Genomic DNA, 26,525 nt, shown 5'->3' with positions numbered 1-26,525 from the left:
GGCCCATGGGCCCCGCGGACACGGCAAGGATCAGATCACGCCCTGGGCCAGCATGGCCTCGGCGACCTTGACGAAGCCGGCGACGTTGGCGCCGTCGGCATAGCTCACGGTACCGTCCTCGCGCTTGCCGTACTTCAGGCAGGCGGCGTGGATGCCAAGCATGATCTCCTTCAGGCGGGCGTCGACCTCTTCACGGGTCCACGACATGCGCATCGCGTTCTGGCTCATCTCCAGGCCCGAAGTGGCCACGCCGCCGGCGTTGGAGGCCTTGCCCGGCGCGTAGAGCACGCCGTTGTGTTCGAAGATCTTCACCGCCTCGATGGTGCTCGGCATGTTGGCGCCCTCGGCCACGGCGATCACGCCGTTCTTGACCAGGGTGGCGGCGTCGTTGGCATCGAGCTCGTTCTGGGTCGCGCACGGCAGGGCGACATCGACCGGCACATGCCACGGCCGCACACCCGGCTCGAAGCGGGCGCCGACACGCTCGGCGTACTCCGCCACGCGGCCGTAGTAGTGGTTCTTGATCTCCATGAGGAGGGCGAGCTTCTCGGGGGTGAAGCCTTCCTCGTCGATCACCGTGCCGCTGGAGTCGGAGCAGGTGATGGGCTTGGCGCCGAGTTCCATCAGCTTCTCGATGGCGTACTGGGCAACGTTGCCCGAACCCGACACCGACACGCGCATGCCACGGATGTCACGGCCAGCGTGCTCGAGCATGGCGTTGGCGAAATACACCGTGCCGTAGCCGGTCGATTCCGGACGGATCAGCGAGCCGCCAAAGGACAGGCCCTTGCCGGTAAACACGCAGGCGGCGTTGTTCGACAGCTTCTTCATCATGCCGGCCATGAAGCCGACCTCACGGCCGCCCACGCCGATGTCGCCCGCCGGCACATCGGTGTCGGGGCCGACGTGGCGATACAGCTCGCTGATGAAGGCCTGGCAGAAGCGCATCACCTCGCCCGGGCTGCGGCCCTTGGGGTCGAAGTCGGAGCCGCCCTTGCCGCCGCCCATCGGCAGCGTGGTGAGCGCGTTCTTGAAGGTCTGCTCGAAGGCGAGGAACTTCAGGATCGACAGGTTCACCGACGGGTGGAAGCGCAGACCGCCCTTGTAGGGGCCGATGGCCGAGTTGTGCTGGATGCGGTAGCCGCGATTGACCTGCACGTCGCCACGATCATCCACCCACGACACGCGGAACATGATCACGCGCTCGGGTTCGATCAGGCGATCGAGGAGGGAGTGCTCGGCGTAGCGCTTGTTGGCGGAAATGAAGGGCCACAGGCTCTCCATGACCTCGCTGACCGCCTGCAGAAACTCGGGCTGGCCAGGGTTGCGCTGTTCGACGTAAGCCAGGAACTCCTCGAGGGACTGATATTTCATGATCGTGAACCCGTTGTTGATTAAGAAGTGGACACACACGCGCGCAGGCGATGACCTCGGTTTTACCCGAGGACATCGCCTGCAATCCCCATAATTGTGCATGAAGATCCCCAATCGTGTGCATGACATGGGTCAAAAAAACGTCACCCATGCCATTTGCACAAGAATGCACCACAAGAATGCAGACGCTCATCAGCCTGCAGCGGGCGCGTTTGCGCACCTTGCTTGCCCGCATGAGGCCAAGGCCGGTACGCTCGGCCTCCCCTACTGCCCACTTCCAGGCTCATCATGGCCCGTATCCGCATCGAACTGCCCGCACAGTTCTCCTTCGCAACCGAGGTCCCGCTGTTGATCTCGCACATCAACTACGGCAACCACCTCGACAACGCGCAACTGCTCGGCGTGGTATCCGAGGCGCGCGTGCGCTTCCTGAAGTCCATGGGCTATGCAGAGATGGACGTCGAGGGCTGCGGCATCATCGTCGCCGACGCGGCGGTCCAGTACCGCTCCGAAGCCTTCCACGGCGAACTCATGCGCATCGAGCTCGCGGCGACGGACTTCCACACCCACGGTTGCGATCTGGTATGGAAGATGTCCGAGGCGTCCACCGGGCGCGAAGTCGCGCGCGGGAAGACCGGCATCGTTTTCTTCGATTACGAGGCACGCTCCAAGGCCGCCGTGCCGGAAGGCTTCAGGTGCCGCTTCCCGGCGGCCTGAGCCGGCATTGACCGTCATCCTGACCGCAGGCCTCATCATGCCCGATCATTCCGACCCGTCCCGCAGCGCTCCATCGCCTTGCGGCCACCATGTCGCCGTGATCGGCGGCGGCCCGGCAGGCCTGATGGCTGCGGAGACGCTTGCCGGCGCCGGCCTGGCCGTGACCGTGTACGACGCCATGCCTTCGGTCGGGCGCAAGTTCCTGCTCGCGGGGCGCGGCGGCCTCAACCTCACCCATAGCGAGGCCGCCGCGCCGTTCCTGTCGCGTTACGGCACGGCAGGTGCTGCGCTGTCGCCCATGCTGGCGGCCTTCGACGCCCAGGCCTTGCGCGCATGGGCCCACGGCCTGGGCGTGGACACCTTCGTCGGCACCTCAGGACGGGTGTTCCCGACCGAGATGAAAGCCGCCCCGCTACTTCGTGCCTGGCTCGCACGCCTGCGCGCATCCGGCGTGCAGTTTGCGATGCGCCAACGCTGGCTTGGCTGGGCCACGCCCGTCACCGCCGAGAGCGGGGCGCCAAGCGCGCCGCAGTGCGCGCACAGCCTGCGCTTCTCGACGCCGGTGGGCGAGCGCATCATCGCAGCCGATGCCGTGGTGCTCGCCCTTGGCGGCGGCAGCTGGGCGAAGCTGGGCTCAGATGGCGCCTGGGTGCCCCTGCTGCGTGCTGCAGGTGTCGACGTCGCTGCGCTGCGGCCCGCCAATTGCGGCTTCGATGTCACCACGCCCGGCACGCAAGCGAGCGGCGGCTGGAGCCCCCATTTCCTCGACCGCTTCCGCGGCCAGCCACTCAAGTCGGTGGTCGCCCGCTTTACCGACGCCAGCGGCCACGCGCATGAACGCGCCGGCGAATGCCTGGTCTCCGCCACAGGCATCGAAGGCGGGTTGATCTACGCCTTGTCGGCGCCACTGCGCGATACCATCGCCGCGCTCGGCGAAGTCACCGTCGCCCTCGACCTTGCGCCGGGACGCAGTCAGGAGCGCCTCACTGCCGAGCTCGCCCGCCCGCGCGGCAGCCGCTCGCTGGCCAGCCATCTGCAGAGCCAGGCTGGCATCAAGGGCATCAAGGCCAGCCTGCTGCGCGAATGCCTGCCCAAGGCGGTTTTCGACGACCCTGTCCGCCTGGCTGCGGCCATTAAGGCCCTGCCGCTGCGCCTGGTCGCCCCGCGCCCGCTCGACGAGGCCATCAGCAGCGCCGGGGGCGTACGTTTCGAGGCTGTCGACGACAGGTTGATGCTGAAGACGCACCCTGGCGTGTTCGTCGCCGGCGAGATGCTCGACTGGGAGGCGCCCACCGGCGGCTATCTGCTCACCGCCTGCTTCGCCACCGGCGTGGCGGCGGCGCGGGGTGTCGCCCATTGGCTGGAAGCCCGCTCCGCCCACAGCGGACACCCTTCGCGCTAGCATGCGCACTCCTGCGCCGGTGCTGCCCCCGGCATCCGGCGCAGGCTCGCTCCCCCACCCTGGATCACCCGGCCGAGCCATGAACCTGCACCCCTTCCTCATTGCAATCGAAGTCGGCGGCACCATCGCCTTCGCCATGTCCGGCCTCATCGAGGCCACGCGCAAGCGCATGGACATCGTCGGCGTATTTTCGGTCGCCTTCGTCAGTGCCTTTGGCGGCGGTACCGTGCGCGACATCCTGCTCGACCGCCGGCCATTCTTCTGGATCCAGAACCAGGAATACCTCTGGCTGGTACTGGCGATGGTGCTGACCACCCCGCTCTGGCTCAAGACCTTGCGCCACAAGCTCGGCGGTCACGTGATGGAATTTGCCGACGCCTGCGGCCTGGGCCTGTTCGCGATCTCCGGGGCCACCATCGCGCTCGCAGCCGACATGCCGGTACTGGTGGCGATGATGATGGGCGTGGTGACCGCGATCTTCGGCGGCGTCTCGCGCGACGTGCTGTGCAACGAGGTACCCAAGGTGTACAGCGATCATCGCCCCTACGCGATGTGCGCCCTGTTCGGCTGCGGCGTCTTCATCGTCCTCGACGCGATCAGCCTGCCCTTGCCCATCTCCACCCTCTCCGGCATCGCCGCCGCGACCGGCACGCGCCTGATCGCCGTCGCGCTCGACATCCGCCTGCCCGCCTGGCCAAAGCCCGGGGACTGAGTCCGGGGGCCGTCGCCACCGTCGCCTACATCGCCTGGATGAAGGCCTCCATGGCCGCGATGGTTCGATCGCGCATGTCGTTCAACCTCGCCAGGCCGGCATGCGCCTCGTCCTTGCGATCGCCGCGGTGCAAGCGCAACAGCTCGACGGCAAGCGCGTGGATCTCGACGTGAAGCTGGTCGAGCTCGCTCAACCGATCACTGCCCAGTGCGTAGGGATCAGCAATCACGCCGTCGAGCCAGCGGCCGAAGGCACATTCATGAGGATCGAGCGCTGGCGGCGCTGCGCGCTCGCCGGCAAGGCACTCGGCGATGGCCATGATCCAGCCGCGGTGCTCGACCGTGGCATACAGCAAGGGCATTGCCTCGGCCCCAAGCCGGCGCTGGCGGGTCCACCGCAGCGGCGGACGCCAGCCCGCAGCCCAGCCCGGCAGCGCTGATGGCGGCATCGGCCGCGCAATGCCATAGCCTTGGGCGCATTCGCACCCCAGCCGCAGCAGCAGTTCGCCCTGCGCCTCGGTCTCCACGCCCTCGGCAACGGCACGGCGGCGAAAGGCACGCGCAAGGCCCAGCACGCCATCGAGGATGGCAAGATCGTCGGCGTCGTGCAGCATGTCGCGCACGAAGCTGCGGTCGATCTTGAGCTCGGCGGCCGGCAAGCGCTTCAGATAGCTCAGGGAGGAGTAGCCGGTACCGAAGTCGTCGAGCGAAAAGCTGACCCCCATGCGCGTGCACGTGGCCATCGTCTCGGCGACCCGGTTCATGTCGGCCAGCGCACTGCTCTCGAGCACCTCGAGCTGCAGCTGGCCGGGCGCAACTTCCGGGTGCAAGGACAGCAACAGGTAGAGGCGCTCGGCAAAGTCGGCCCTTTGCAAGTGATTGGCCGCGATGTTGACGCTGACGGGCACGCGCAAGCCCTCGGCCTGCCACGCTGCGATCTGACTCAAGGCCGAGTCGATGACCCATTCGCCAAGCTGGACGCCGAGCTCATGGCGCTCGATCGCAGGCAGGAAGCGATCGGGCGGAAGCAAGCCCTGCTCCGGGTGTTGCCAACGGACCAGCGCCTCGGCACCGATCAGCTCGCCGCTGTGCATGTTGACCTTGGGCTGGTAGTGCAGCGCGAACTCGTCCCGCAGCAGGCCCTGGCGGATGCGCTCGACGCTTTCGTGATGGCTGCGCAGGTCATAGTCCTGGTCGCTGTCGAAGAGGTGGTAGCGATCCTTGCCGGCAAGCTTGGCCTGGTACATCGCCTGGTCGGCCTGGCGCAGCAACTGGTCGGCCTCGACATCCTCGCGCTGCGGGTAGAGTGTGATCCCGATACTGCCCGACACCTTCAGCAGCTGGCCATTCACCTCGACAGGCTCGGCAGCCGTAGCCAGCAGCCGCCGCACCAGCGGCCGGCAGCTTTCGGCATCGGGCAGATCGCTGAGCACGGCGACAAACTCATCGCCCCCCAGGCGAGCAAGCGTGTCGCAGTCCCGCATGGTCTTGCGCATTCTCAATGCAAGTGCCATCAGCAGCTTGTCGCCCACGTCATGCCCGAGGGTGTCGTTGACCGCCTTGAAGCCATCGAGATCGATGTACACGACCGCCAGGCGCTGACCACTACGCGTTGCACGCGCCATGGCCTGATGGAGGCGGTCCGCAAACAGGACGCGGTTGGGCAGCGCAGTGAGGGCGTCGTAATGTGCAATATGCTCGAGCTGGCGTTCGTGCTCCTTCTGCACCGTAATGTCCGAGAACAGACCGACAAAATGCCGGATCGCACCGCGTGCGTCGCGCACCGCGCTGATGGTGAGCAATTCGGCGAACAACTCTCCGCTCTTGCGCCGGTTCCACACCTCGCCGTACCAGTGCCCCTTGTCGTACAGGCTTTTCCACATCGCCGCATGGAAGGCCTGGTCATGGCGATCGGACTTGAGCAGGCTGGGGTTGCGCCCGAGCACTTCCTCTCGCGCGTAGCCAGTGATGCGCGCAAACGCCTCGTTGACCTCGACAATGTTTCCCTGGGCGTCCGTCACGATGATGCCTTCCCGGGCGTGCGCAAACACGGCCGCTGCCAGGCGGGCATCGGCGTCGCGCTGGTGGCGCAGCCGCGCATAGCGGATCGCTCGCCGCAACACCTCGCTGTCGCCCCCCTTGGGGAGATAGTCATCGGCACCGAAAGCAATCGCCAGACAGGTCACGGCCGGATCGTCCACACCGCTCAACACGATGATCGGCGCCTCGGTCAGCGCTCGGCAGCGCTCGACCGTGCCGGCTCCGTAGGAGTCCGGCAGACTCAGGTCGAGCAATACCACGTCGGGCTGGGCTCCAGCCTCCGCAAACAGGGCCTCGGCCGCACGCATGGAATCGGCAACGCGGATGTCGAAATGCTCATGCAACGCATCCCGCAACTGCCAGCGGATGAGTTCGACGTCACCCGCATCATCCTCGATCAGCATGATCTGGGCCGGGGCAAGAGCGGAAGCGGGCATTCAGGGGCTCCGTGGACAACGCGCGTTCCCAGGCCGGGCTGGCCTGCGCACAGGGAGGCGTAACATGTTAATCCAGTATTCACCGATGCCGCGGCCCCTGCCGCGAACTCAGCCACAGTTCGACGGCCCAATCGATACGGCGCACTCGGCTAGAATGCCGGCGTCCAAGACCACAGGCCCGGCTCCACTCCATACTCATGCCCACTTCACGCCGCCCCGAGCTGCTCGCCCCCGCCGGCACCCTCGACATGATGCGCACCGCCTTCGCCTACGGCGCGGACGCCGTGTACGCCGGTCAGCCGCGCTATTCGCTGCGCGTGCGCAACAACAGCTTCGGCCAGCTTGAAACCCTGGCAGCCGGCATCGACGAGGCCCACGCTGCAGGCAAGCTGTTCTATCTGGTGGCCAACATCTACCCGCACAACGCCAAGCTGCGCACCTTCGAGGACGACATGGCGCCAGTCATCGCGATGAAGCCCGACGCGCTCATCATGGCCGACCCCGGGCTGATCATGATGGTGCGCGAACGCTGGCCCGAGGTGGACGTCCACCTCTCGGTGCAGGCCAACACCACCAACTACGCGTCCGTACGCTTCTGGCAGTCGGTGGGGGTCAAGCGCATCATCCTGTCGCGCGAGCTGTCGCTCGACGAAGTCGCCGAGATCCGCGACACCTGTCCGGACATGGAGCTCGAGGTCTTCGTTCATGGTGCGCTGTGCATCGCCTATTCCGGGCGCTGCCTGCTGTCGGGCTACTTCAACCACCGCGACCCCAACCAGGGCACTTGCACCAACTCCTGCCGCTGGGACTACAAGGTGCAGGAGGCCGGTGAAGACGGCGCCGGCGACGTCCAGGCCCGCGGCAGTGCACCGATCGGCACCCCGAAGGACGCCGGCGCGGTCGGCACCGCCACCCGCAGCCGGCTCGACACCACCACCGGCCTTGCGCTCGGCGGCGGCCCGCGCCACATCGGTGGCAGCAAGGTGTGGCTGCTGGAAGAAGGCACCCGCCCCGGCGAGCTGATGCCGATCGAAGAGGACGAGCACGGCACCTACATCCTCAACTCGAAGGATCTGCGCGCCATCGAGCACGTCCAGCGCCTGGTGGACATCGGCGTCGATTCGCTCAAGATCGAGGGCCGCACCAAGAGCCCCTACTACGTCGCCCGTGCCGCCCAGGGCTACCGCCGCGCGATCGAGGACGCCGTCGCCGGCCGCCCCTTCGATCCCCGCCTGCTCGGCGAGCTCGAGGGCCTGGCCAGCCGCGGCTACACCGACGGCTTCTACCAGCGCCATGCCACCCCCGAGCACCAGAACTACCTGCGCGGCCATTCGGAATCCGGGCGCAGCCTGCTGGTGGGCGAGATGGTGGGCTGGGATGCCGGGCGTGGCCTGGCAGAAGTCGAGGTCAAGAACGGCTTCGGTGTCGGCGACCGGCTGGAGTTCGTGCAGCCGGGCAGCAACCTCGAGTTGCGCCTCGACCGGCTGCTGGCCGCCGACGGCAGCGCACTCGACCGCGTTCCCGGCAGCGGCCGCCGCGTGTGGTTGCCATTGCCACCCGCCGCCGACCCTGCCCAGCCCTGCTTCATCGCCCGCTTCCTGTGAGTGCCTCAATGATCCTCGACATCGACCTCGTCTCCGACTTCGTCTGCCCCTGGTGCTACCTCGGCAAGGTGCGTCTCGACCGCGCCCTGGCGGAGCTGAAGGCCGCACGCCCCGACCTCGAAGCGCGCGTTAACTGGCTGCCCTTCTTCCTCAACCCCGACACCCCGGCCGCAGGCGAACCCTATCGCGCCTTCCTCGAGGCCAAGTTCGGCGGCCCGATCAAGGCCGAGGCGGTGCTCGACACCGTGCGTGCTGCAGCCGCGGAGGACGGCCTGAGCTACGCCTTCGAGCGCATCCAGACCCGCCCCAACACCTTGCAGGCGCACCGCCTGATGTACCGCGCCCAGGCCCAGGGCCAGAAGCCCGAGCGCATCCAGAGCCTGGCCCAGGCGCTGTTCGCCGCGCACTTCCAGGAGGGCCGAGACATCGGCGACAAGGACACCCTCGCCGACATCGCCGCGGCCTGCGGCGACCGCCGGGAAGCCGTGCGCGAATGGCTGGACGGCCGCGGCAGCATCGACGCCGTCGAGCGCATGGCCGCTGGCGTGCGCAGCCAGGGTATCGAGGGCGTGCCCTTCTTCATCCTCAACCGCAAGCTGGCGGTGTCGGGCGCCCAATCGGCCGCCGTGCTGGGTGCGGCCATCCTGCAATCGCTGGAAACCGGCAAGCCCTCCTGACGCCGGGAACGCGAGCGTGCGGCAGCGCGTCTGAAGCGATGGACACCCCCGCCGCAACCGACCACCACCCCGGCCCCTCATGAGCACCCACACCCTGCAGCTTGCCGACGCCGACCTGGAGGCCCTCGCCCACGCGCGCGGCCTGCTGGAAAACCCCAGTCTGGTCGCGCGCCTGAGCAGCTTCGTCGGCAGTCCGCTGGAGCAAGGCATGGCGCGCCTGCCCACGAGCTGGCGGGCAAAGGTCGGCGGGCTGGCCCATGAAGCCCTGCTGCGCGCGATGAGTACGGCCGCGCGTACGCTCGAACCCGAGCCTCGTCCGGCCTCGCCGCGCCTGCACAAGCTGCTCGGCTCGGTCAGCGGCGCCGGCGGCGGTGCCTTCGGCCTGGCCGGGCTGACGGTCGAGATCCCACTATCCACGGTCCTGATCATGCGCGCCATCCTCGACATCGCGCGCGCGGAAGGCGAGCACATCGACAGGCCGGCGACGCGGCTGGCCGCCCTCGAGGTGTTCGCCCTCGGCGGCACCCAGCGCAGCGACGACGCCACCGAATCCGGCTACTACGCGGTACGCGCAGCGCTCGCCACCACGGTCAGCGAGGCCGCACGCCACCTGGCGCAGAAGGGGCTGAGTGCCGAAGGCGCGCCCGCCCTCGTGCGGCTGATCACCATGGTGGCGGCACGCTACAAGGTGCAGGTCACGCAGAAGGCGGCCGGCATGCTGGTGCCCGGCATCGGCGCGGCCGCCGGAGCGACGATCAACCTGATGTTCATGAACCACTTCCAGGACGTCAGCCGCGGCCACTTCACGGTACGCCGGCTGGAGCGCCACTATGGCGCCGAGGCCGTGCGCACGGCCTGGGAGGCGCTTGCCGACTCCCCGCGCCCGCACTGAACGGGTGCGCCGTCCTCAGCTCCCGCTGCAGCAGACCGCGACGAACTCGTCCCACGGCAAGGGCCGGCTGAAGTGGAAACCCTGCGCCAGGTCGCAACCCTGGGCGTGCAGCACCATCAGGTGTGCCTGCGTCTCCACGCCTTCGGCCACCACGCGCAGCCCCAGGCTGTGGCCGAGCGACACGATCGCCGACACCAGCGCCGCATCCCGCGGATTGCGATCGATACCGCGCACGAACAGGCGGTCGATCTTGAGCTCGTCGATCGGGAAGCGCTTCAGGTAGGCGAGCGAAGAGTAACCGGTACCGAAATCGTCGATCGCCAGCCCGACACCGAGCGCGCGCAGCTGATCGAGACGGGCGATCGCGCGCTCCGAGCCCTCCATCAGCATGCTCTCGGTCAGCTCCAGCGTCAGGCACTCGGGTGGCATGCCGGTCTCGGCCAGCACGCTGCCGACCATGGCCACGAAACCCTCGTCACGGAACTGGCGCGCGGAGATGTTCACCATCATGCGCAGCGGTGGCCGGCCGGCCTCGCGCCAGTTGCGGTGATGCTCGCAGGCGCAGCGCAGCACCCATTCGCCGATCGGTACGATGAGTCCGGTCTCCTCGGCCAGCGGGATGAAGTCAGCTGGCGACACCAGGCCAAGATCCGGGTGGTTCCAGCGCAACAAGGCCTCGACGGCCTCGAGCCCGCCCCCGCCGATGCGCACCAGCGGCTGGTAATGAAGCTGCAGCTCGTTGCGCGGCAAGGCGCGGTGCAGCGCGGTCTCCATGGCCAGGTGTTCGAGCGAGCGGGCATTCATGGCTGGCTCGTAGAGCTGGAAGCTGTTGCGGCCCTCGTCCTTCGCCCGATACATGGCCACATCCGCGTTCTTGATCAGGGTGTCGGCATCGAGCGAGTCGTCGGGGTAGATGCTGATGCCCAGGCTGGTGGTGACGACCAGCTCGTGCTCGTCGATGAGCACGGGCCGGCGCAGTGCAGCCACCAGGCGGCGCGCAGTCATTGCCGCCTCGTCGGGGCCGGCCAGATTGTTGAGGATGACGAGAAACTCGTCCCCGCCCATGCGTGCGACGGTGTCGTCCTCACGCAGACAGGCACGCAGCCGGCTGGCGATCTCGACCAGCAAGCGGTCGCCGATGCCGTGGCCGAGGCTGTCGTTGATGCGCTTGAAGCGGTCGAGGTCGACGAACATCACCGCGAGGCGGCTGCGCATGCGCGCGGCATGGGCGAGCTCCACCTGCAGGCGGTCCTCCAGCAGGCGGCGATTGGGCAAGCCGGTGAGCGGATCGTAGTAGGCGAGGTCGCGGATGCGGGCCTCGTTCTCCTTGAGCCGGCTGATGTCGGTAAACAACGCCGCATAGTGGGTCAGCGCACCGTCCTCGTCGTGGATCGCGGTGATGTGGAGCAACTGCGGCGACACCTCGCCGGATTTGCGCCGGTTCCACACCTCGCCCTGCCACTTCCCGGACTCGAGCAGCTCTTCCCACATGCGCTGGTAGAACGCCGGGCTCTGACGACCTGAATTGAGCAGCGAGGGGTTGCGCCCGATCACCTCCTCCGGCGCGTATCCGGTCAGGCGGGTGAAGGCAGGATTGACCGACACGATACGGACATCCGCATCGGTCACCATGACCCCTTCGAGCGAGTTCTCGATGACCTTCTCGGCGAGATAGAGATTGCGCCTCGATGTATGGAGGGCAGCATCGCGCTCGTGCAGCGCATGTTGCAGCTCATGCACATAGGCGAGCTCCATGCCGCTCAGGATGTCCTTGAAGCTGATCAGGTCGCACAACTCGCCGTCGGCCCCGATCACGCCGACATGGCGGATATGGCGCTCGGCGAGCAGCGCGCGCACCCTGTACAGGCTGTCATGCTCGGTGCAGGCGATCAGCGGGCGGCTGGCAAAATCGCCCACCTCACCACAGGCCACGCGCTGGGCCACGAGGCGGGTGATGTCGCGTTCGGTCAGGATGCCGTAGCGGCCCGACGGAGAGGCCTCGGCCTCAAGGCCGAAGTCGACCACGACGGCGTCTGCGCCGCTTTCCCGCATGCGCGCGGTGGCCTCGGGCAGGCGGGCAGCGGCAGGCATGGCATGCAGGCCGCCCTTGACCAGCGAGTCCACCTTGCGCAACTTCAGGTAATGCTCGATGCCCTGGTTGAGCACCACGTCCGATTGCGACACGACGCCCATGCGGCGGCCATCGTCGTCGACGACCAGGTAATGGCGCACATGCTCCTCGCGAAAGCGGACAGTGAGCTCGTGCAGGCGGAACGACGCCGGCACGGTACGCAGCGGGGCGCTCATCACCTCGCGCAGCGGCCGAGTGAAGGCGGCCGGATCGCTCATATCCACCGCGAGCGCGTCGCGCTCGGTCCAGATACCGACCGCCTCGCCCCCCTCGACCACGATGACCGAGCTCACCCGACGCTCGCTCATGAGCGCCGCAGCCTCGTGCACAGGCCGTTCGGGGCCGCATTCGAGCACGACGGGCGAGACGATCTCGCCGATGCAGACATCGTCGCCAAGGGCGATCGAGAGGATTTCGTCGCACAAGGCGCCAGGAGTTCGCGGCAGGTTCATGGATTGCGGTCGGTGCGCGGGACCAAGGCCCGTGCCCTATGTCTTTGGTCGTAAGCGCGCGATTGTCTCATCAACACCACGCCTTTGCCCGACGACCCTGTCACGCAGGTGCAACGATTGCCACCGCCGCGCCCCACCCGCCAACGGTCACCGTGCGGTAACACGGCGGGCCCAAGCTTGGTTGCATGCTCAAGGTATTGATGGTGTCCGACGTCTATTTTCCGCGCGTAAACGGGGTATCGACCTCGATCGCGAGCTTTCGCCGCGCGCTTTCCGCACAAGGCGTCGATGTCCGCCTCGTCGTCCCGCGCTATGGCCGCGAGGCCGATGAAGAGGGCGTCATCCGCATTCCCGGCTGGCGCCTGCCGCTCGACCCGGAGGACCGCCTCGTCGCACGTCGCGCCATGTACGAGGCCGTCCGACGCGAAGCGCGCGACTGCGACCTCGTGCATGTGCAGACGCCCTTCGTTGCCCACTATGCCGGCCTTGCCGCCGCCCGGGCCTGCGGCCGGCCGGTGTTGCTCACTTACCACACGCTGTTCGAGGAGTACCTCCAGCACTACATCCCCTTCCTGCCTGCGGCCGCGCTGCGCGGGCTGGCGCGACGGATATCGCGCCAGCAGTGCGACGCCGTCGACCAGGTGATCGTGCCGTCCACAGCCATGCGTACGCGCCTTGCCGACTACGGCGTGCGCACGCCGATGGAGGTCCTGCCCACCGGCATCCCGGTCGCCGACTTCGCCCGCGGAGACGGCGCGCACTTCCGTCGCATCTACGACATCCCGGAGGCCGCGCAGATGGCCTTGTTCATCGGTCGCGTCGCGCACGAGAAGAACATCGGCTTTCTGCTCGATGTCGCCGCAAGGCTGCGCAGCCAGCGTCCCGGCTTCGTGCTCGTGATCGCCGGCGAGGGTCCGGCCACGCGTAGCCTGCAGCGTCGGGTCACGCAACTCGGCCTGGGCGCGGCCGTACGCTTCGTCGGTTACCTCGAGCGCCGCAAGCGCCTGCCGGACTGCTACGCCGCAGCCGATGTCTTCGTCTTCGCCTCGCGCACCGAAACCCAGGGACTGGTCCTGCTCGAGGCCATGGCCGCAGGCCTGCCGGTCGTCGCGCTGGCCGCCATGGGGACCACCGACATCCTCGCCCCCGAACGCGGCGCCCGCATCGCTCCCGACTCGCCCGCCGGTTTCGCGGCAGTGATCGAGGATGTGCTCGCCAACGGCCGCCTGCGCAAGCAACTCGCCACCGAGGCGCCCGCCTACGCCGCCGAATGGGCGGACGCGCTGATGGCTGCTCGCCTCGCCGCGCTCTACCGCCGCTTGCTCGAAGGCGGCGGCGATTGTTCCCCGGTAGGAGCGGCGCAAGCCGCGAGGGGTTGAAGGCGACCGCGTCCTGATCCGGCCCGCAGCAGCTCGCGACTGGCGTCGCTCCTACAGCGAGGACAAGCCGCGGCGATTGCTCCCCGGTAGGAGCGGCGCAAGCCGCGAGGGGTTGAAGGCGACCGCGTCCTGATCCGGCCCACAACAGCTCGCGACTGGCGTCGCTCCTACAGCGAGGGCAAGCCGCGGCGATTGCTCCCCGGTAGGAGCGGCGCAAGCCGCGAGGGGTTGAAGGCGGCTGCGTCCTGATCCGGCTCACAACAGCTCGCGACTGGCGTCGCTCCTACAGCGAGGGCAAGCCGCGGCGATTGCTCCCCGGTAGGAGCGGCGCAAGCCGCGAGGGGTTGAAGGCGACACGGCTGGACTCCTGCCCTAAAAGGCTCGTGACGCCTCATGTCGAACTTGCCGACGATGCCGGCAGCGGACAAGATGCAGCGAACACCGTCCCCAATTTCCGGAGCCGCCGATGCAGACCACCACCCTCACCATCACAGGCATGCGCGACGAGCACTGCCTGCGCCTCGTCACCAATGCCATCCAGGACCTGCCCGGAATCGGCTACCTCGAGATCTCGCTCGAAACCGGTGCAGCAACCATCGAGCACGGCACCTTCGTGTCCGCGGCCGACATCTACCAGGCCATCGAAGACGCCGGCTTCGGCGCACGCTGACGGCGTTTCCGCACGGCCGGGGCTAATGGCAGCTCGCAGGCACGGAACCCCGGACGGCCTGCGCCGCTCACACCTGCCCGCCCCCACGCACCCGGTCCTCGTCCGCTGTGAACGCCCTCCTCCGAGCCCACCCCGGCGACCTCGCCTTCGTCGATATCGAGACCACCGGTGGTCCCACACAGCACGACTCGATCACCGAAGTCGGCATCGTCCAGGTCGACGAGGACGGCGTGCGCGAGTGGTCGACGCTGGTGCGCCCTGCGTCACGCATCCCCGACTACATCCGGCGCCTGACCGGCATCGACGACGACATGGTGGCGAGCGCGCCTCGCTTTGCCGAGATCGCGGACGAGGTCTTCGACCGCCTCGACGGCCGCCTCTTCATTGCCCACAACGCACGCTTCGACCACGGCCACCTGCGCGCCGCCTTTCGCCGTGCCGGGCTCGACATCCGTCCGCAGGTGCTGTGCACCGTCAAGCTGTCGCGCCGACTGTTTCCCGACCACCGCCGCCACGGCCTGGACCACCTCATCGAGCGCCACGGCCTGATGGTGGCCGATCGCCACCGCGCGCTCGGCGACGCCCAGCTGCTGTGGCAGTTCTGGCAGAAGATCCACGACCGCTTCCCAGCCGGCCACATCGAAGCGGCCGTGCGCGAGCTGATCGGCCACCCCAGCCTGCCGCCCCACCTCGACCCGGAGCAGATCGCCGGCCTGCCTGACTCGCCCGGCGTTTACCTGTTCTATGGCGAGCGCGCCACCGGCGCGGCAGATGGACACTTGCCGCTCTACATCGGCAAGAGCACGCGGCTGCGCAGCCGCGTGCTGTCGCACTTCGCCGCCGACCACAGCAGCGACCGCGAACTCAGCCTCAGCCAGCAGGTGCGCCACGTCGAATGGATCGCAACCGCGGGCGAGATCGGCGCGCTGCTCGAGGAGGCCCGCCTCGTCAAGCAGCTGCAGCCCACCCACAACCGCCAGCTGCGGCGCAACCGCGAGCTGTGCACCTGGCGCCTCGCCACCGACATCGTCGGCGACTGGCGGCTGGAACTGGTGCACGCCGCCGACCTCGACTTCGGCCGCCGCGACGACCTCTACGGCTTCTTCCGCAATCGCCGCGAGGCTACCAACCGGCTGCGCGCACTCGCCCGCGACCACGCCCTGTGTCCGCCCCTGCTCGGCCTCGACAGGCACCCCCGGGGCGCGCGCTGCTTCGACTTCCAGTTGAAGCGCTGCCACGGCGCCTGCCACGGCAGCGAATCGCCCCAGGCCCACGCCCAACGCCTGATCGACGCCCTGCATGCGCTGAAGGTCGAGCACTGGGCCTGGCCCGGCCCGATCGGCCTGCGCGAAGGCGAGGCCACCCACGTCATCGACGGCTGGCGCTGGCTCGGCACCGCCACCGACGAGGCCACCCTTGCCAGGCTGCTCGAGGCCGGCCGCCCTGCATTCGATCTCGACATCTACAAGATCCTGGTCAAGGCGGTGAAGCGGTTGTCGGTCGTGAAACTGTGAGCGACGCACCGCAGCGGGTTGCCGCGTAAACGGGGCGAAAAGCTCGCGATTTGCGTCGGTCCTACAAGACCCTTGCCCAACTCTGCGACAATCCTGCCCAAGGCGCCCACACCGAGGCGCGCACCTCACCCCAAGAAACCCGATGGAACAACAGACCACCTACGACCGGATCGGCGGCGAGCCCACCGTTGCCCGCCTGTGCGACCGCTTCTACGGCCTGATGGCCGAAACCCCGCAGTTCGCCGAACTGCGCGCCATGCACCCCCAGGACCTGCAAGGCTCGCGCGACAAGCTCTTCATGTTCCTGTCCGGCTGGCTGGGCGGGCCCGACCTGTTCGTGCAGAACTTCGGCCACCCGCGCCTGCGCGCCCGCCACATGCCGTTCGCCATCGGCACCCGGGAGCGTGACCAGTGGGTCGCCTGCATGCTGCTGGCGATGGAAGAAGTCGGCATCGAAGAAGGCGTCCGCGAGCGCCTGCTGCAGAACTTCTTCAACACCGCCGATTTCATGCGCAACCAGCCGGGCTGAACCGAATTGCACACACCATCCCCCCCGCATGCCGACGCCGTGCGCGGCCTGCTCGCCGCGCTCGCCGTGGTGGTGTTCTGGTCTGGCTTCAACATCGTGTCGCGCTTCGGCGCCACCGCGAGTTTCACGCCCTTCGACATTGCCGCGCTGCGCTTCGGCGTGTCCGGCGCAATCGCGCTGCCGCTCTACCTGCGCTTCGTGCCGCGCAGGGACTGGCCACGCCACATGGTGCTGGCGGCAGTAGGCGGGCTGGGCTACGGCCTGCTGGTGTACTCCGGCTTCGCGTTCGCGCCGAGCGCGCACGCCGGGGTGTTCGTCAATGGCGGCATCCCGTTCTGGACCATCGTCATCATGGCGGTGATGTCGGGCTTTCGCATCGCACGCCCCACCGTGATCGCGCTCGCACTGTCGACCTGCGGCCTGCTTCTGATCGGCTTCGAGAGCCTGCTCGCACCCACGCACGGACGCGAATGGGTCGGCGACCTGCTCTTTTTCAGCGCCGCGCTGTGCTGGGCGGTATTCGGGCTGCTGATGCGGCGCTGGCAGATCAAGCCCCAGCTCGGCATCCTCGGCATCGCCAGCTTTTCCGCGCTGGCCTACCTGCCGGTCTATCTGCTCTGGCTCCCGGCCAACATCGCCGCGGCAAGCTGGGGCGAGATCGCGCTGCAAGGGGTCTACCAGGGCATCGTCGCCTCCATGCTTGCCGCGGGCTTCTACAGCTATGCGGTGCAGAAGGTGGGCGCGAGCGAAGCCTCGATGATGCTGGCACTGGTACCCGCCTTCACCGCGATCGGTGCTTTCTTCATCCTGGGCGAGGCGCTCGGCCTCAGCACCATCATCGGCATCGCGGTGGTATCGGTCGGTGCCCTGCTCGGTGCCCTGCCCCCGGCAGCGCTCGCCCGCCTGCGCGCGCTCCGTTCACGCTGAACTGCCGGCGTGCCGGTGCGCGCCGAGCCAGCGCGCCCGGTAGTCGCCATCCGCGTCGTAACGCGCCGCCTGCCTGTCAGGGTCGAAACGCCGTCCGCCGCGCGGATCGGTGCCGCGGCCGGCGATGTACAACCAGTTGCCCTGGTTGCTGTACGTGTCGTAATCGACCAGCTGGGCCTCGAACCATGCCGCCCCGGCACGCCAGTCGCAGCCAAGATCGTGGATCAGGTAGCTGGCAACGACCTGGCGCATGCGGTTGGACAGCCAGCCGGTAGCTGCAAGCTCCCGCATGCCGGCATCGACGAAGGCCTGCCCTGTGCGCCCTGCGCACCAGGCCCCGAAGGCCGCCGGATCATGCGCAGGCGGCGAAGCGCCGTCGTCGAGCCCGCGCGCCCGGTACAGGCGCCGCCCGTGCTGCAGATGCAGGAACCGGAAGTAGTCCCGCCACAGCAGCTCGAACCACAGCCAGTAGCTGCCGTCGCTCGCCCCCTGCTCGGCCTCGTGACGGCGCAGCGCGGCGAAGACCACACGCGGCGACAAAGCCCCCAGTGCCAGCCAGGGCGAGAACTTGCTCGAGAAGTCGACGCCGCTCAGCCCGTTGCGCGTCACCTTGTAATGCCGGGGCCTTGCGCTTGCGAAGTAGCTCGCCAGATGCGCGAGCGCTGCCCGCTCACCGCCCGCGAATTCCGGCCGCCACCACGGGAAGGCAGCCTCGCCGCAGCCTTCGTAGCCCCGCTCCGGCCGGAGCGCCTGGCAAGAGCCACCCCCCACCTGGACCATGCCGGGCAGCTGATCGAGCGACGGACAGGGCGGCAGCGCGGCGAGCGGCGCCAGTGGGGCCGCCGGCAACACGCCCGCCATCTCAACCGCCCGCCGAAAATCCGTGAACACCTTCGGCAGTACCTCGACCTCGAACGGCAGCAGCCCGGGATCGAGCAGGGTGGACTGCCACACCGCCTGCACCTGCAGCCCTGCCGCGCGCAACGACACGAGCTCGTCCACCTCCTCCGGCGCGGCGATCGCCTCGCATGCCACCCGGTCCGTGCCCAACGCACGGGCCAGCGCCGGCAGGACATCGGCCGCTGCGCCACGCACCTGAAGCAGGCGACTGCCACGCGCACGCAAGGCCGCATCCAGATCGGTAAGCGCGGCATCGAGGAACGTGCGCCGATGCGCACTCCTGCGCGTGAAACCCCAGCGCGTGGACGTATCGGCCGCAGGGTCGTGGCAATATACCGGCAGCAAGCGCGCCGCCGACGCGCTGGCCGCGGCCAGCGCCAGGTTGTCGCCAACACGGAGGTCGGTGCGGAACCAGTAGATCACGCCATCCCCCCGGGCTTGCGGGCGCGCCGGCAGCGCTCCGAGCAGTAGCGCACTTCGGCCCACACCTTCTCCCACTTCTTTCTCCAGGCGAACGGCCTCCCGCAGACCGCGCACAGTCTTGTCGGCAGGTCGGCCTTACGTCGCATCGCCATCGCCGATCCGCCTCAGAACCCCAGGTCCAGCTGCGCAGCGGCAGCCGTCGAGCCGGCCGCCTCGCGCCGCCGCGCCTGTGGTCGCCTGCGCGAGCCGTGGCGGTCGACGATCGCCGCCTTCGCCGCGCGTATCTCAGGCTGAGCGCGCAAGGCGTGCACACGAGCCTTGGCGGCCCGGGTGGCAGCCTCGAGCTCAACCACGGGCAGGACGATTTCCTCACCCACCCGCAATCCGCAGCGCGCCTGCACCGACACCGGCATGCGCCAAGGCTCGAACAGCCAGCTATCGGGCACGCGACGCAGGGCCGGCAGCCAGCGGCGCACGAACACGCCCTGCGGGTCATGATCGCGCGCCTGCTTGATCGGGTTGTAGACACGGGTAGTGTTGATGCCGGTGGTACCCGACTGCATCTGCAGCTGGCTCCAGTGGATGCCCGGCTCGTAGTCGATGAAGGCCCGCGCAAGCCATAGCCCGACCTCGCGCCAGTGCAGCCACAGCGGATAGGCCGCCACCGACACCAGCATCGCGCGCATGCGGAAGTTGAGCCACCCCGTCTCGCGCAGCATCGCCACGCAGGCGTCCACCAGCGGCCAGCCCGTACGCCCGGCCACCAGCGCGGCGAAATGCGCCGGATTCCACTCGCCCTCACGCAGCCCGTCATAGCCACGGTGCAGGTTGCGGAATTCCAGCGCCGGCTCGCTCTCGAGCTTCTGGATGAAGTGGCAATGCCAGTAAAGGCGGCTGAGGAAGGCCGACAACCCGGCGCGGCGGCGGTCGCCCTCGGCCAGCACGGCGACACGCACGCGGGTGGCCTGCACCACCTCGCGCAGGCTCAGGCAGCCCCAGGCCAGGTAGGGCGACAGCCTTGAACAGGCACTCGGCGCCTTCAGCGGCGACGAAATGCCGCCACGGTACTGCCCGCTGCGCTGGTCGAGAAAGTCATTGAGCACGTCGAGCGCGGCGCGCCGCCCGCCGCGCTGGCGCCGCGGGGGCTCGAAGACATCGAGACCGAGCGCCGCCGCCTCCGGCGCGCGCGCGCCGGGCTGCAACAGCGCCGGTGGCGTGACGAAGACGAGGGCTGCGGGCAGCACCGCCTGCGGCGCCGCCACATGCGCCTCCCAGGCAGCCTGCCAGCGGTCGCGGTCATCGAGCCTGCGCACGACGCCAAACTGTGGCAGCTCATGCCAGCGTACCCCGCGCGCCCGACACCAGCGCGCCACCGCGCGATCACGCGCATAGCTCGCCCCGTTGCCGGTCTCCTCGTGCGCGTACAGCTCGGTGAATGGGGCGGCCGCGTGCAGGCGGTCGAGTACCTCCACGGCCTCACCCACCAGCAGGTGCAGGCGCCCTCCCAGGCGGCGCAGCCCGGCATGCAGCTCGCGCGCCGCTTCGAGCATGAACTCGTAATGCTGGCGTGCGGCGTCGGTCTGGGCCCACAGCGAAGGCTCGACGATCAGCACGCACAGCACCGGCCCGCGCCGCGCCGCCGCGACGAGCGCCGCGTGATCGGCCAGGCGCAGGTCACGCTTGAACCAGACCAGGCCGTAGCTCATCACGCACGTTCGCCAGCACGCGCCCGGCAAGCGCATGGCCGCTGAGCCAGGCCCCCTCGACACGGCCGCCATTGAGCCAGTCGCCGCACAGGCCGAGGCCTGCCCCCGCATGCCAGGCGCAGCCGCCGTCCACCGCCGACGCGGTGATCGCATAGCGCCACCGATGCGCCGCCCAAGCCAGCGGTGCGCCGCCGCCAAGCTCGCAGAATGCGGCGATGAGCGCAGCGGCCACGTGGTCGGGGCTGTCTTCCAGATGCGCCTCGCTCCACTCGGCGCTCGCATGCAGTATCCAGGTCTCGGCGCCCTCGCGCCCCGGCTTGCTGGTGTCACGCGCGATCCAGCGCAGGGGCCCGCAATTGACAAAGGCCGCATCGAAGTCGAGCGCGAGCGGCGTCTCGAAGCGCAACATCAGCGCCCAGCACGCCTGCATGCGCGCACCTCCGGCAAGCTCGGCCAGCGCGGGCAGGACCGGCTGCAACAGAGGCAGGGCCTGCGGCGCAGGCACGGCAAGCAGCACACCGTCGAAGGCCTCGGCGAGCACGCCGCGCTCGGCAGTGGCCAGTTCCCAGCCATGTTCGTAGCACTGCAAGGCAGTCACCGTGGTCTGCACGCGCAGGTCCAGCCCATCAGCAAGCAGGCGCGCCGGCGCCGTCATGCGTGGCGTGCCGACGTAGCGCGCCTCGGCACCGCCGCTATCGCGCCGCCGGTCGGCATCGAACACCACCAGCCGCGGCTCCCAGCGCGCCGCCGCGCCTGCAGCCTGCCAGCGGTCGAGCTCGGCCTGGAACGCCGGGTCGCGCGCAGTGAAGTACTGCGCGCCATGGTCGCAGGCCCAACCCTCGCCGCGGCGCGTGCTCATGCGCCCGCCGGGTCCCCGGCTCTTGTCGAACAGCGTGACGCGTACTCCTGCAGCGGCAAGCGCGCGGGCGCAGCACAAGCCGGCGATTCCGGCGCCAACGACGGCGTAATGGAGAGGCGGGTTCATGGGAGCCTCCGTGGTGAAGGGAAGTTGGGCAGCGCTTCGGCGCGGCCGAGTCAGCAACCCGAAATATACTCTCTTTGTCCTGGACAAAACAGAATTCAGTTACTAGCATCAGCCTCATAAACGCATTTCTAGCGCAGATAAGCACGTACGCCCAATAAATCGTCCTGGACATCTACCGTACAGTGACGATCATTCGAGTCCACTTAAGCAGTCTCCGAAAACCCTTGGCGGCCCCTGACCCGATGAACATCGCCTCTACCAACCCCATGCCCGGCGACAGCCCGAAGCTGCCCGGCACCGCCCGCTGGCTCGGCTATGGCGGCCTGATCCCCTTCCTCGTGCTCGCGCCCGCCAGCCTGCTCGACGCCCATCATGGCCTGGCCTGGAGTGACGCGCTGTACGCCTACGGCGCGGTGATCCTCAGCTTCGTGTGTGCGCTGCACTGGGGCTTCGCGATGAGCCTGCCCGGCCTCACCGACAGTCGACGGGTGCGCACCATGCTGTGGAGCGTCGTACCCTCGCTGATCGCCTGGCCAGCGCTGCTGCTGGTGCCGATGGAGGCTGCCGCCTTGCTCGTGAGCGGCTTTGTGCTGCACTACCTGCAGGACCGCCGCCTCGCCCGCCATGCCGCACTGCCAGCGTGGTACCTGCCGCTGCGCCTGCAGCTCACCGTCGTGGCTTGCCTGAGCCTGGTGGCCGGCGCCTTCATCCCGCTACCGTGATGTGCTTCAGATCCACCCTCTGACCGGGAGGCAATACGCATGAACACGATGGCCCGCGCCACTGCAGTACCAGGTGGCCGCCTCGCCCGGCTCGCGCGCCTGGGTTCGCTCGCCACCGGCGTCGCCGGCGGCATGATTGCCGAGGGCGCACGCCAGCTGGCGGCAGGCAAGCGGCCGACGGTGGGCGACCTGGTACTGACCCCCGCCAACGCCCGCCGCGTGGCCGACCAGCTCGCGCAGCTGCGCGGCGCGGCGATGAAGGTCGGCCAGCTGATGTCGATGGATGCCGGCAACCTGCTGCCGCCGGAGCTTGCCGCGATCCTCGCCCGCCTGCGCGAGGACGCGCGCACGATGCCGATGAGCCAGGTCGTGCAGGTGCTGGAAACGCACTGGGGCCAGGGCTGGGAGCAGGGTTTCGAGCGCTTTTCGTTCACGCCGTGCGCCGCGGCGTCGATCGGCCAGGTGCATCGCGCCCGCACGCACGACGGTCAGGAACTGGCGATCAAGCTGCAGTATCCGGGCGTGCGTCGCAGCATCGACAGCGACGTGGACAACGTCGCCACGCTGCTGCGCGTCTCGGGCCTGCTGCCGCGCGCACTGGAGCTTGCCCCGCTGCTCGAGGAGGCCAAGCGCCAGCTCCACGAGGAAGCCGATTACCTGCGCGAAGCAGGCAATCTGCAACGCTTCACAGGCCTGCTCGGTGCCGACGCCGATTTCGTGCTGCCCGCCCCGGTGCATGCACTGACCCGCAGCGACATTCTCGCCATGCACTGGGTTGAAGGCGTCGCCGTGGAATCGCTCGACAGCGCCGCGCAGCCGGTGCGCGACCGCATCGCCGGCCTGCTCATCGGCCTGTTGTTCCGCGAGCTGTTCGAGTTCGGCCTGGTCCAGACCGACCCGAATTTTGCCAACTACCGCTACGACGCCGCCAGCGGCCGGATCGTGCTGCTCGACTTCGGTGCCACCCGCGCCTATTCGATGACGGTCGTCGACGCCTACCGCCGCCTGATGAGCGGCGCAATCCGCAACGACCCTGCAGCGATGAGCGCGGCCGCGCAGGAGATCGGCTACTTTCAGGAACACCTGCACGCCAGCCAGCGCGATGCCGTAATCGCACTCTTCGCCGAGGCCTGCGAGCCACTTCGCCATGACGGAGCCTACGACTTCGGCGCCAGCGACCTCGCCCGCCGCATCCGCGACGCCGGCCTGCGGCTGAGCATGGAGCGCGACTTCTGGCACACGCCGCCTGCCGACGCCCTGTTCCTGCACCGCAAGCTGGGCGGGCTCTACCTGCTCGCCGCCCGGCTCGGCGCGCGGGTACCGGTGGGCAGGCTGGCGGCTCCCTACCTCGAGCGCCCGGCCGGTACTCGGCCAGCCTAGGCCCCGTCAGGCCGCGGGACGGGCATCAGGCCCGCGACAGGAAGGCTTCCAGCGCAGCCGCCACCTGTTCGGGCTGGTCGTGCTGCAGGTTGTGGCCGGCATCGGCAATGGTGACGACACGGTGGTCGGCAAAGCAGTCGAGCCGGCGGCGCAACTCGGCAGCGTCGTCGCCAAAGCGCTCGGTCACGTAACCCTGCTCGGCAAGCACCATCAGGGTCGGGGCGGTGACCTGGCGCCAGCAGGCCATCACATCCTCGATACGGTAGACGAAGGGCGAAGGCACCTTGTGCCAGGGGTCGCAGGCCATCTCCACCCGCCCATCGCCCGCCATGCGGCCGACGTGCGCAGCAAGGAATGCCGCCTTGTCCGGCGCCAGGCGCGGGTTGACCGCGCACAGCCGACGCACGAACGCGGCATGGTCGGCGTGCGTCGGCAAGCGCGGCGGCCTGGCTTGGGCGTCGAGCCATTTGTCCAGCAACACTGGCGCCTCCGCCTCGGGCGGCGGCTTCAGACCGAGGAAGTCCATCATCACCAACTGCGCCACCCGCCCCGGACGCAGCCCGGCATAGACCCCTGCGACGGCCGCGCCCATGCTGTGTCCGACCAGGCGCGCCGGCTGCCCCTGCGCGTAATGATCGAGCAGGGCGTCGAGGTCGGCGTAGTAGTCGGGAAACCAGTAGCCATGGCCAAGCCAGGTGCTGCCGCCAAAGCCTCGCCAGTCGGGCGCAATGACCTGCCAGTCCTGGCGCAATGCATCGACCACGAACTGGAAGGTGGGCGATGAATCCATCCAGCCATGCAACAGGAACAGCTGCGGCGCCTGCTCGCGCCCCCAGCGACGCACGTTGTACTCGAGGCCGCGGATCGTGATGCGTTCGGTGGTGGAGGGTTTGAGGACGCTGTAGTGCATGCGGGAAGATCTCTTTTCCGGGACAATCACCCTTTCATTCTAGCGATCGAATTCAAGCCCGGACTCATCCGCTTCGCTTGCGCCCGCCCACCGCTCCGCCCTCCCGCATGATCACTCCCGCCGCGCTGCGCCAGCGCTTTCTCGCCGAGCCGCTGACCCTGCGCAACGAACGCCGCGACTTCGGCGACTGGCATCGCGGCCGGCCGCACTACCTGCTGTGGGCGATCGACGTGGACCTGCCTGCGGTGCGCTCGCGGATCACCGCCGCACAGCGCGCACTCGACGGCCTGCTGCTCGACGGCTACCGACGCCAGCCGCACATCACGCTTGCCTTGTGCGGTTTTCCGGCGCGCACCGCCAGGCCGGCGGTGGATGAATTCGACCGCCACTGGCTGCAGGCACGCATCGACGCGCTCGCGGCAGCGCGGATCACGCCCTTTACGGTCGCCATCGGAGCGCTGGAGAGCTTTTCATCAGCCCCTTTCCTGCATGTCGATGGCGCCGATGGTCCGCTCGGCGCACTGCGCGCCTGCCTGCATGCGGACACGCCCCACCCGCAGGGCGAATACGTGCCGCACGTGACCGTAGGCCTGTACGCCGACGCTTACCCGACGCACTCCGTGGCGCAGCGTTTCGACGCCTGCGCGCCCGTGGTACCGCTGCGCTGCGCGATCGAGCGCATCAGCCTGATGGGCTACGTCGCCGCCGAGATTGGCGGCGCCCTGTTCACCCTGGCCGAGTGGGACCTCGCCGCACACCGCCTGCAGTGGCGAAGCCGCTTGGCCGCAGCCGAACTCTTCCGCTGTCGTGAGCCCGTGCGCGCGAACCGCGACACGGCGCCGGCATCGGACCTCCCCATGGAGATGCCATGAGCCCATCCGCCCAGGGACCGGCAGCGCTCGCAGACGCGCCCAAGCGCCCCGCCTCGCCCTTCGCGCTCTTCGTCGCGTTCAGCCTGCTCGCGCTGCAGGGTTTCGGCGGCGTGCTCGCGGTCGCCCAGCGCGAGCTGGTCGACCGCCGCGGCTGGCTGAGCCGCGAAGCGTTCATCGAGCTGTATTCGATCGCACAGATGCTGCCCGGACCCAACGTGGTCAACCTGTCGCTGATGATCGGCGACCGCTACTTCGGCTGGCGCGGCGCACTTGCGGCAATCACCGGCATGCTGCTCGCCCCCTTCCTGATCGTGATCGCGCTCGCAGCGAGCCATGAGCGCCTGGCCGAGTTTCCCGCGGTGGCGGGCGCGCTGCGCGGCATGGGTGCGGTGGCAGCAGGACTGATCCTGGCGATGGCGGTGAAGATGCTCGGCACGCTGCGCGGCAACCTGCTCGGCCCCTGGTTGTGCGCACTGCTCGGGCTGGGCGCGCTGGTTGCGATCGCGGTATTCCGCCTGCCCCTGGCATGGATCGTGATCGGCCTGGGCGTGCTCGGCTGGGGGCTCGCGCGCTGGCGGATCGCCATCCTCGACGCGCGGGCGGCACGCCCGGAGGACGCATCTTGAATACGCTGCCCGCGGGCGAGCTGCTCGAACTCTTCCTGCACTTCCTGACCCTGTCGCTGCTGTCGATCGGCGGTGCGATGTCGACGGCGCCGGAGATGCATCGCTACTTCGTCACCGAGCGCGGCTGGCTTGGCGACGCCGACTTCACCACCGCAGTCGCACTCGCCCAGGCCGCGCCCGGCCCCAACGTGCTGTTCGTGCCGGTGCTCGGCTTCCAGGCTGCGGGCCTGCCCGGTGCCGCGGCGGCGCTGGTGGGCATCCTGCTGCCGTCGACACTGCTTTCGCTCGGCGTCAGCCGCTGGGGCGCGAGCCGGCGCGACACGGCCCTGGTGCGCGCCTTCACCGCCGGCCTGGCCCCCATCACCGTCGGCCTGGTGTTCGCCACCGGCTGGCTGCTCGCGCTACCCTTCGTCGGCGACCCGGCGCACCGCAACGGCGCGCTGGTACTGATCGCGCTCACCGCGCTGGTGACGCTGAGAACGAAACTGGCGCCGATCTGGATGATCGCCGCAGGCGCAGTGCTGGGCGCAGCGGGACTGGCCTGA

Annotated in this window: 24 protein-coding genes; 16 read left to right on the top strand and 8 right to left on the bottom strand. The window is 68.7% G+C overall.

All coding sequences use genetic code 11. The features are described from left to right. Nucleotides 1-30 precede the first annotated feature (30 nt). Nucleotides 31-1,374 carry an NADP-specific glutamate dehydrogenase gene (gene gdhA / locus LQF09_RS01975; protein ID WP_002924997.1) on the bottom strand — a complete coding sequence of 448 codons (1,344 nt, stop codon included), beginning with the start codon at nucleotides 1,372-1,374 and terminating at the stop codon, nucleotides 31-33. A 288-nt stretch (nucleotides 1,375-1,662) separates the two neighbouring features. Between gdhA and LQF09_RS01970 the strand changes: the two genes are divergently transcribed. From LQF09_RS01970 to LQF09_RS01960, 3 genes are all read left to right on the top strand, one after another. Next, entirely contained in the window at nucleotides 1,663-2,091 is a 429-nt protein-coding gene (locus LQF09_RS01970) for an acyl-CoA thioesterase (RefSeq protein ID WP_270069033.1), read from the top strand. 7 nt (nucleotides 2,092-2,098) lie between these two features. Further along, complete coding sequence (locus LQF09_RS01965; RefSeq protein ID WP_270069032.1) at nucleotides 2,099-3,493, top strand: TIGR03862 family flavoprotein; 1,395 nt, start codon at nucleotides 2,099-2,101, stop codon at nucleotides 3,491-3,493. A gap of 79 nt (nucleotides 3,494-3,572) precedes the next feature. Further along, nucleotides 3,573-4,205: a trimeric intracellular cation channel family protein gene (locus LQF09_RS01960; RefSeq protein WP_002925001.1), complete on the top strand. Its 633-nt coding sequence runs from the start codon at nucleotides 3,573-3,575 to the stop codon at nucleotides 4,203-4,205. Nucleotides 4,206-4,230: 25 nt separating this feature from the next. Here LQF09_RS01960 and LQF09_RS01955 read toward each other — a convergent pair whose 3' ends face one another. Then, entirely contained in the window at nucleotides 4,231-6,681 is a 2,451-nt protein-coding gene (locus LQF09_RS01955) for an EAL domain-containing protein (RefSeq protein ID WP_270069031.1), read from the bottom strand. Nucleotides 6,682-6,878: 197 nt separating this feature from the next. Here LQF09_RS01955 and trhP point away from each other — a divergent pair, with 197 nt between their 5' ends. The 3 genes from trhP to LQF09_RS01940 all read left to right on the top strand — a co-directional run bounded on the left by trhP (nucleotide 6,879) and on the right by LQF09_RS01940 (nucleotide 9,854). Further along, nucleotides 6,879-8,285 carry a prephenate-dependent tRNA uridine(34) hydroxylase TrhP gene (trhP, locus tag LQF09_RS01950; protein WP_270069030.1) on the top strand — a complete coding sequence of 469 codons (1,407 nt, stop codon included), beginning with the start codon at nucleotides 6,879-6,881 and terminating at the stop codon, nucleotides 8,283-8,285. Between the two features lie 8 nt (nucleotides 8,286-8,293). Then, nucleotides 8,294-8,962 (top strand): DsbA family oxidoreductase, encoded by a 669-nt coding sequence (locus LQF09_RS01945; protein WP_270069029.1) that lies wholly within the window; start codon nucleotides 8,294-8,296, stop codon nucleotides 8,960-8,962. A gap of 79 nt (nucleotides 8,963-9,041) precedes the next feature. After that, complete coding sequence (locus LQF09_RS01940; protein ID WP_002925008.1) at nucleotides 9,042-9,854, top strand: EcsC family protein; 813 nt, start codon at nucleotides 9,042-9,044, stop codon at nucleotides 9,852-9,854. A 15-nt stretch (nucleotides 9,855-9,869) separates the two neighbouring features. Here LQF09_RS01940 and LQF09_RS01935 read toward each other — a convergent pair whose 3' ends face one another. Next, entirely contained in the window at nucleotides 9,870-12,437 is a 2,568-nt protein-coding gene (locus LQF09_RS01935) for an EAL domain-containing protein (RefSeq protein ID WP_270069028.1), read from the bottom strand. Between the two features lie 185 nt (nucleotides 12,438-12,622). Here LQF09_RS01935 and LQF09_RS01930 point away from each other — a divergent pair, with 185 nt between their 5' ends. The 5 genes from LQF09_RS01930 to LQF09_RS01910 all read left to right on the top strand — a co-directional run bounded on the left by LQF09_RS01930 (nucleotide 12,623) and on the right by LQF09_RS01910 (nucleotide 17,456). Then, nucleotides 12,623-13,816 carry a glycosyltransferase gene (locus LQF09_RS01930; RefSeq protein WP_270069027.1) on the top strand — a complete coding sequence of 398 codons (1,194 nt, stop codon included), beginning with the start codon at nucleotides 12,623-12,625 and terminating at the stop codon, nucleotides 13,814-13,816. A gap of 466 nt (nucleotides 13,817-14,282) precedes the next feature. Further along, nucleotides 14,283-14,486: a heavy-metal-associated domain-containing protein gene (locus LQF09_RS01925; protein ID WP_002925013.1), complete on the top strand. Its 204-nt coding sequence runs from the start codon at nucleotides 14,283-14,285 to the stop codon at nucleotides 14,484-14,486. Between the two features lie 107 nt (nucleotides 14,487-14,593). Beyond that, entirely contained in the window at nucleotides 14,594-16,000 is a 1,407-nt protein-coding gene (locus tag LQF09_RS01920) for a 3'-5' exonuclease family protein (protein ID WP_270069026.1), read from the top strand. Nucleotides 16,001-16,142: 142 nt separating this feature from the next. Further along, nucleotides 16,143-16,529 (top strand): group II truncated hemoglobin, encoded by a 387-nt coding sequence (locus LQF09_RS01915; protein ID WP_002925016.1) that lies wholly within the window; start codon nucleotides 16,143-16,145, stop codon nucleotides 16,527-16,529. A 6-nt stretch (nucleotides 16,530-16,535) separates the two neighbouring features. Continuing rightward, on the top strand, nucleotides 16,536-17,456 hold the full coding sequence (locus LQF09_RS01910) for a DMT family transporter (RefSeq protein ID WP_270069025.1): 921 nt from the start codon (nucleotides 16,536-16,538) through the stop codon (nucleotides 17,454-17,456). Here the strand turns inward: LQF09_RS01910 and LQF09_RS01905 are convergent. The 4 genes from LQF09_RS01905 to LQF09_RS01890 are packed head-to-tail and all read right to left on the bottom strand — an operon-like array spanning nucleotide 17,448 to nucleotide 21,470. Next, complete coding sequence (locus tag LQF09_RS01905) at nucleotides 17,448-18,779, bottom strand: DASH family cryptochrome (protein ID WP_270069024.1); 1,332 nt, start codon at nucleotides 18,777-18,779, stop codon at nucleotides 17,448-17,450. The genes LQF09_RS01910 and LQF09_RS01905 overlap by 9 nt on opposite strands. Next, nucleotides 18,776-18,931, bottom strand: coding sequence for a DUF2256 domain-containing protein (locus LQF09_RS01900; protein ID WP_083491447.1), 156 nt, complete (start codon nucleotides 18,929-18,931; stop codon nucleotides 18,776-18,778). The genes LQF09_RS01905 and LQF09_RS01900 overlap by 4 nt, the downstream gene beginning before the upstream one ends. A 12-nt stretch (nucleotides 18,932-18,943) precedes the next feature. Further along, complete coding sequence (locus tag LQF09_RS01895; protein ID WP_270069023.1) at nucleotides 18,944-20,485, bottom strand: cryptochrome/deoxyribodipyrimidine photo-lyase family protein; 1,542 nt, start codon at nucleotides 20,483-20,485, stop codon at nucleotides 18,944-18,946. Next, entirely contained in the window at nucleotides 20,454-21,470 is a 1,017-nt protein-coding gene (locus tag LQF09_RS01890; RefSeq protein ID WP_270069022.1) for an NAD(P)/FAD-dependent oxidoreductase, read from the bottom strand. Before LQF09_RS01890 ends, LQF09_RS01895 begins: the two co-directional genes overlap by 32 nt. A gap of 242 nt (nucleotides 21,471-21,712) precedes the next feature. Here LQF09_RS01890 and LQF09_RS01885 point away from each other — a divergent pair, with 242 nt between their 5' ends. Next, complete coding sequence (locus LQF09_RS01885) at nucleotides 21,713-22,192, top strand: DUF3429 domain-containing protein (protein WP_002925024.1); 480 nt, start codon at nucleotides 21,713-21,715, stop codon at nucleotides 22,190-22,192. A gap of 39 nt (nucleotides 22,193-22,231) precedes the next feature. Beyond that, entirely contained in the window at nucleotides 22,232-23,572 is a 1,341-nt protein-coding gene (locus LQF09_RS01880) for an ABC1 kinase family protein (RefSeq protein WP_270069021.1), read from the top strand. Between the two features lie 25 nt (nucleotides 23,573-23,597). Here the strand turns inward: LQF09_RS01880 and LQF09_RS01875 are convergent, their stop codons facing one another. Beyond that, nucleotides 23,598-24,482 (bottom strand): alpha/beta fold hydrolase, encoded by an 885-nt coding sequence (locus tag LQF09_RS01875; RefSeq protein ID WP_270069020.1) that lies wholly within the window; start codon nucleotides 24,480-24,482, stop codon nucleotides 23,598-23,600. A gap of 107 nt (nucleotides 24,483-24,589) precedes the next feature. Here LQF09_RS01875 and LQF09_RS01870 point away from each other — a divergent pair, with 107 nt between their 5' ends. The 3 genes from LQF09_RS01870 to LQF09_RS01860 are packed head-to-tail and all read left to right on the top strand — an operon-like array spanning nucleotide 24,590 to nucleotide 26,525. Then, nucleotides 24,590-25,354, top strand: coding sequence for a 2'-5' RNA ligase family protein (locus LQF09_RS01870; RefSeq protein ID WP_270069019.1), 765 nt, complete (start codon nucleotides 24,590-24,592; stop codon nucleotides 25,352-25,354). Further along, entirely contained in the window at nucleotides 25,351-25,980 is a 630-nt protein-coding gene (locus LQF09_RS01865; RefSeq protein WP_002925031.1) for a chromate transporter, read from the top strand. The genes LQF09_RS01870 and LQF09_RS01865 overlap by 4 nt, the downstream gene beginning before the upstream one ends. After that, nucleotides 25,977-26,525: a chromate transporter gene (locus LQF09_RS01860; protein WP_002925043.1), complete on the top strand. Its 549-nt coding sequence runs from the start codon at nucleotides 25,977-25,979 to the stop codon at nucleotides 26,523-26,525. The genes LQF09_RS01865 and LQF09_RS01860 overlap by 4 nt, the downstream gene beginning before the upstream one ends.

Source organism: Thauera sp. WB-2 (assembly GCF_027594845.1).
GTDB classification, from domain to species: domain Bacteria; phylum Pseudomonadota; class Gammaproteobacteria; order Burkholderiales; family Rhodocyclaceae; genus Thauera; species Thauera mechernichensis.
This window is presented reverse-complemented; position numbering and strand designations above follow the sequence as displayed.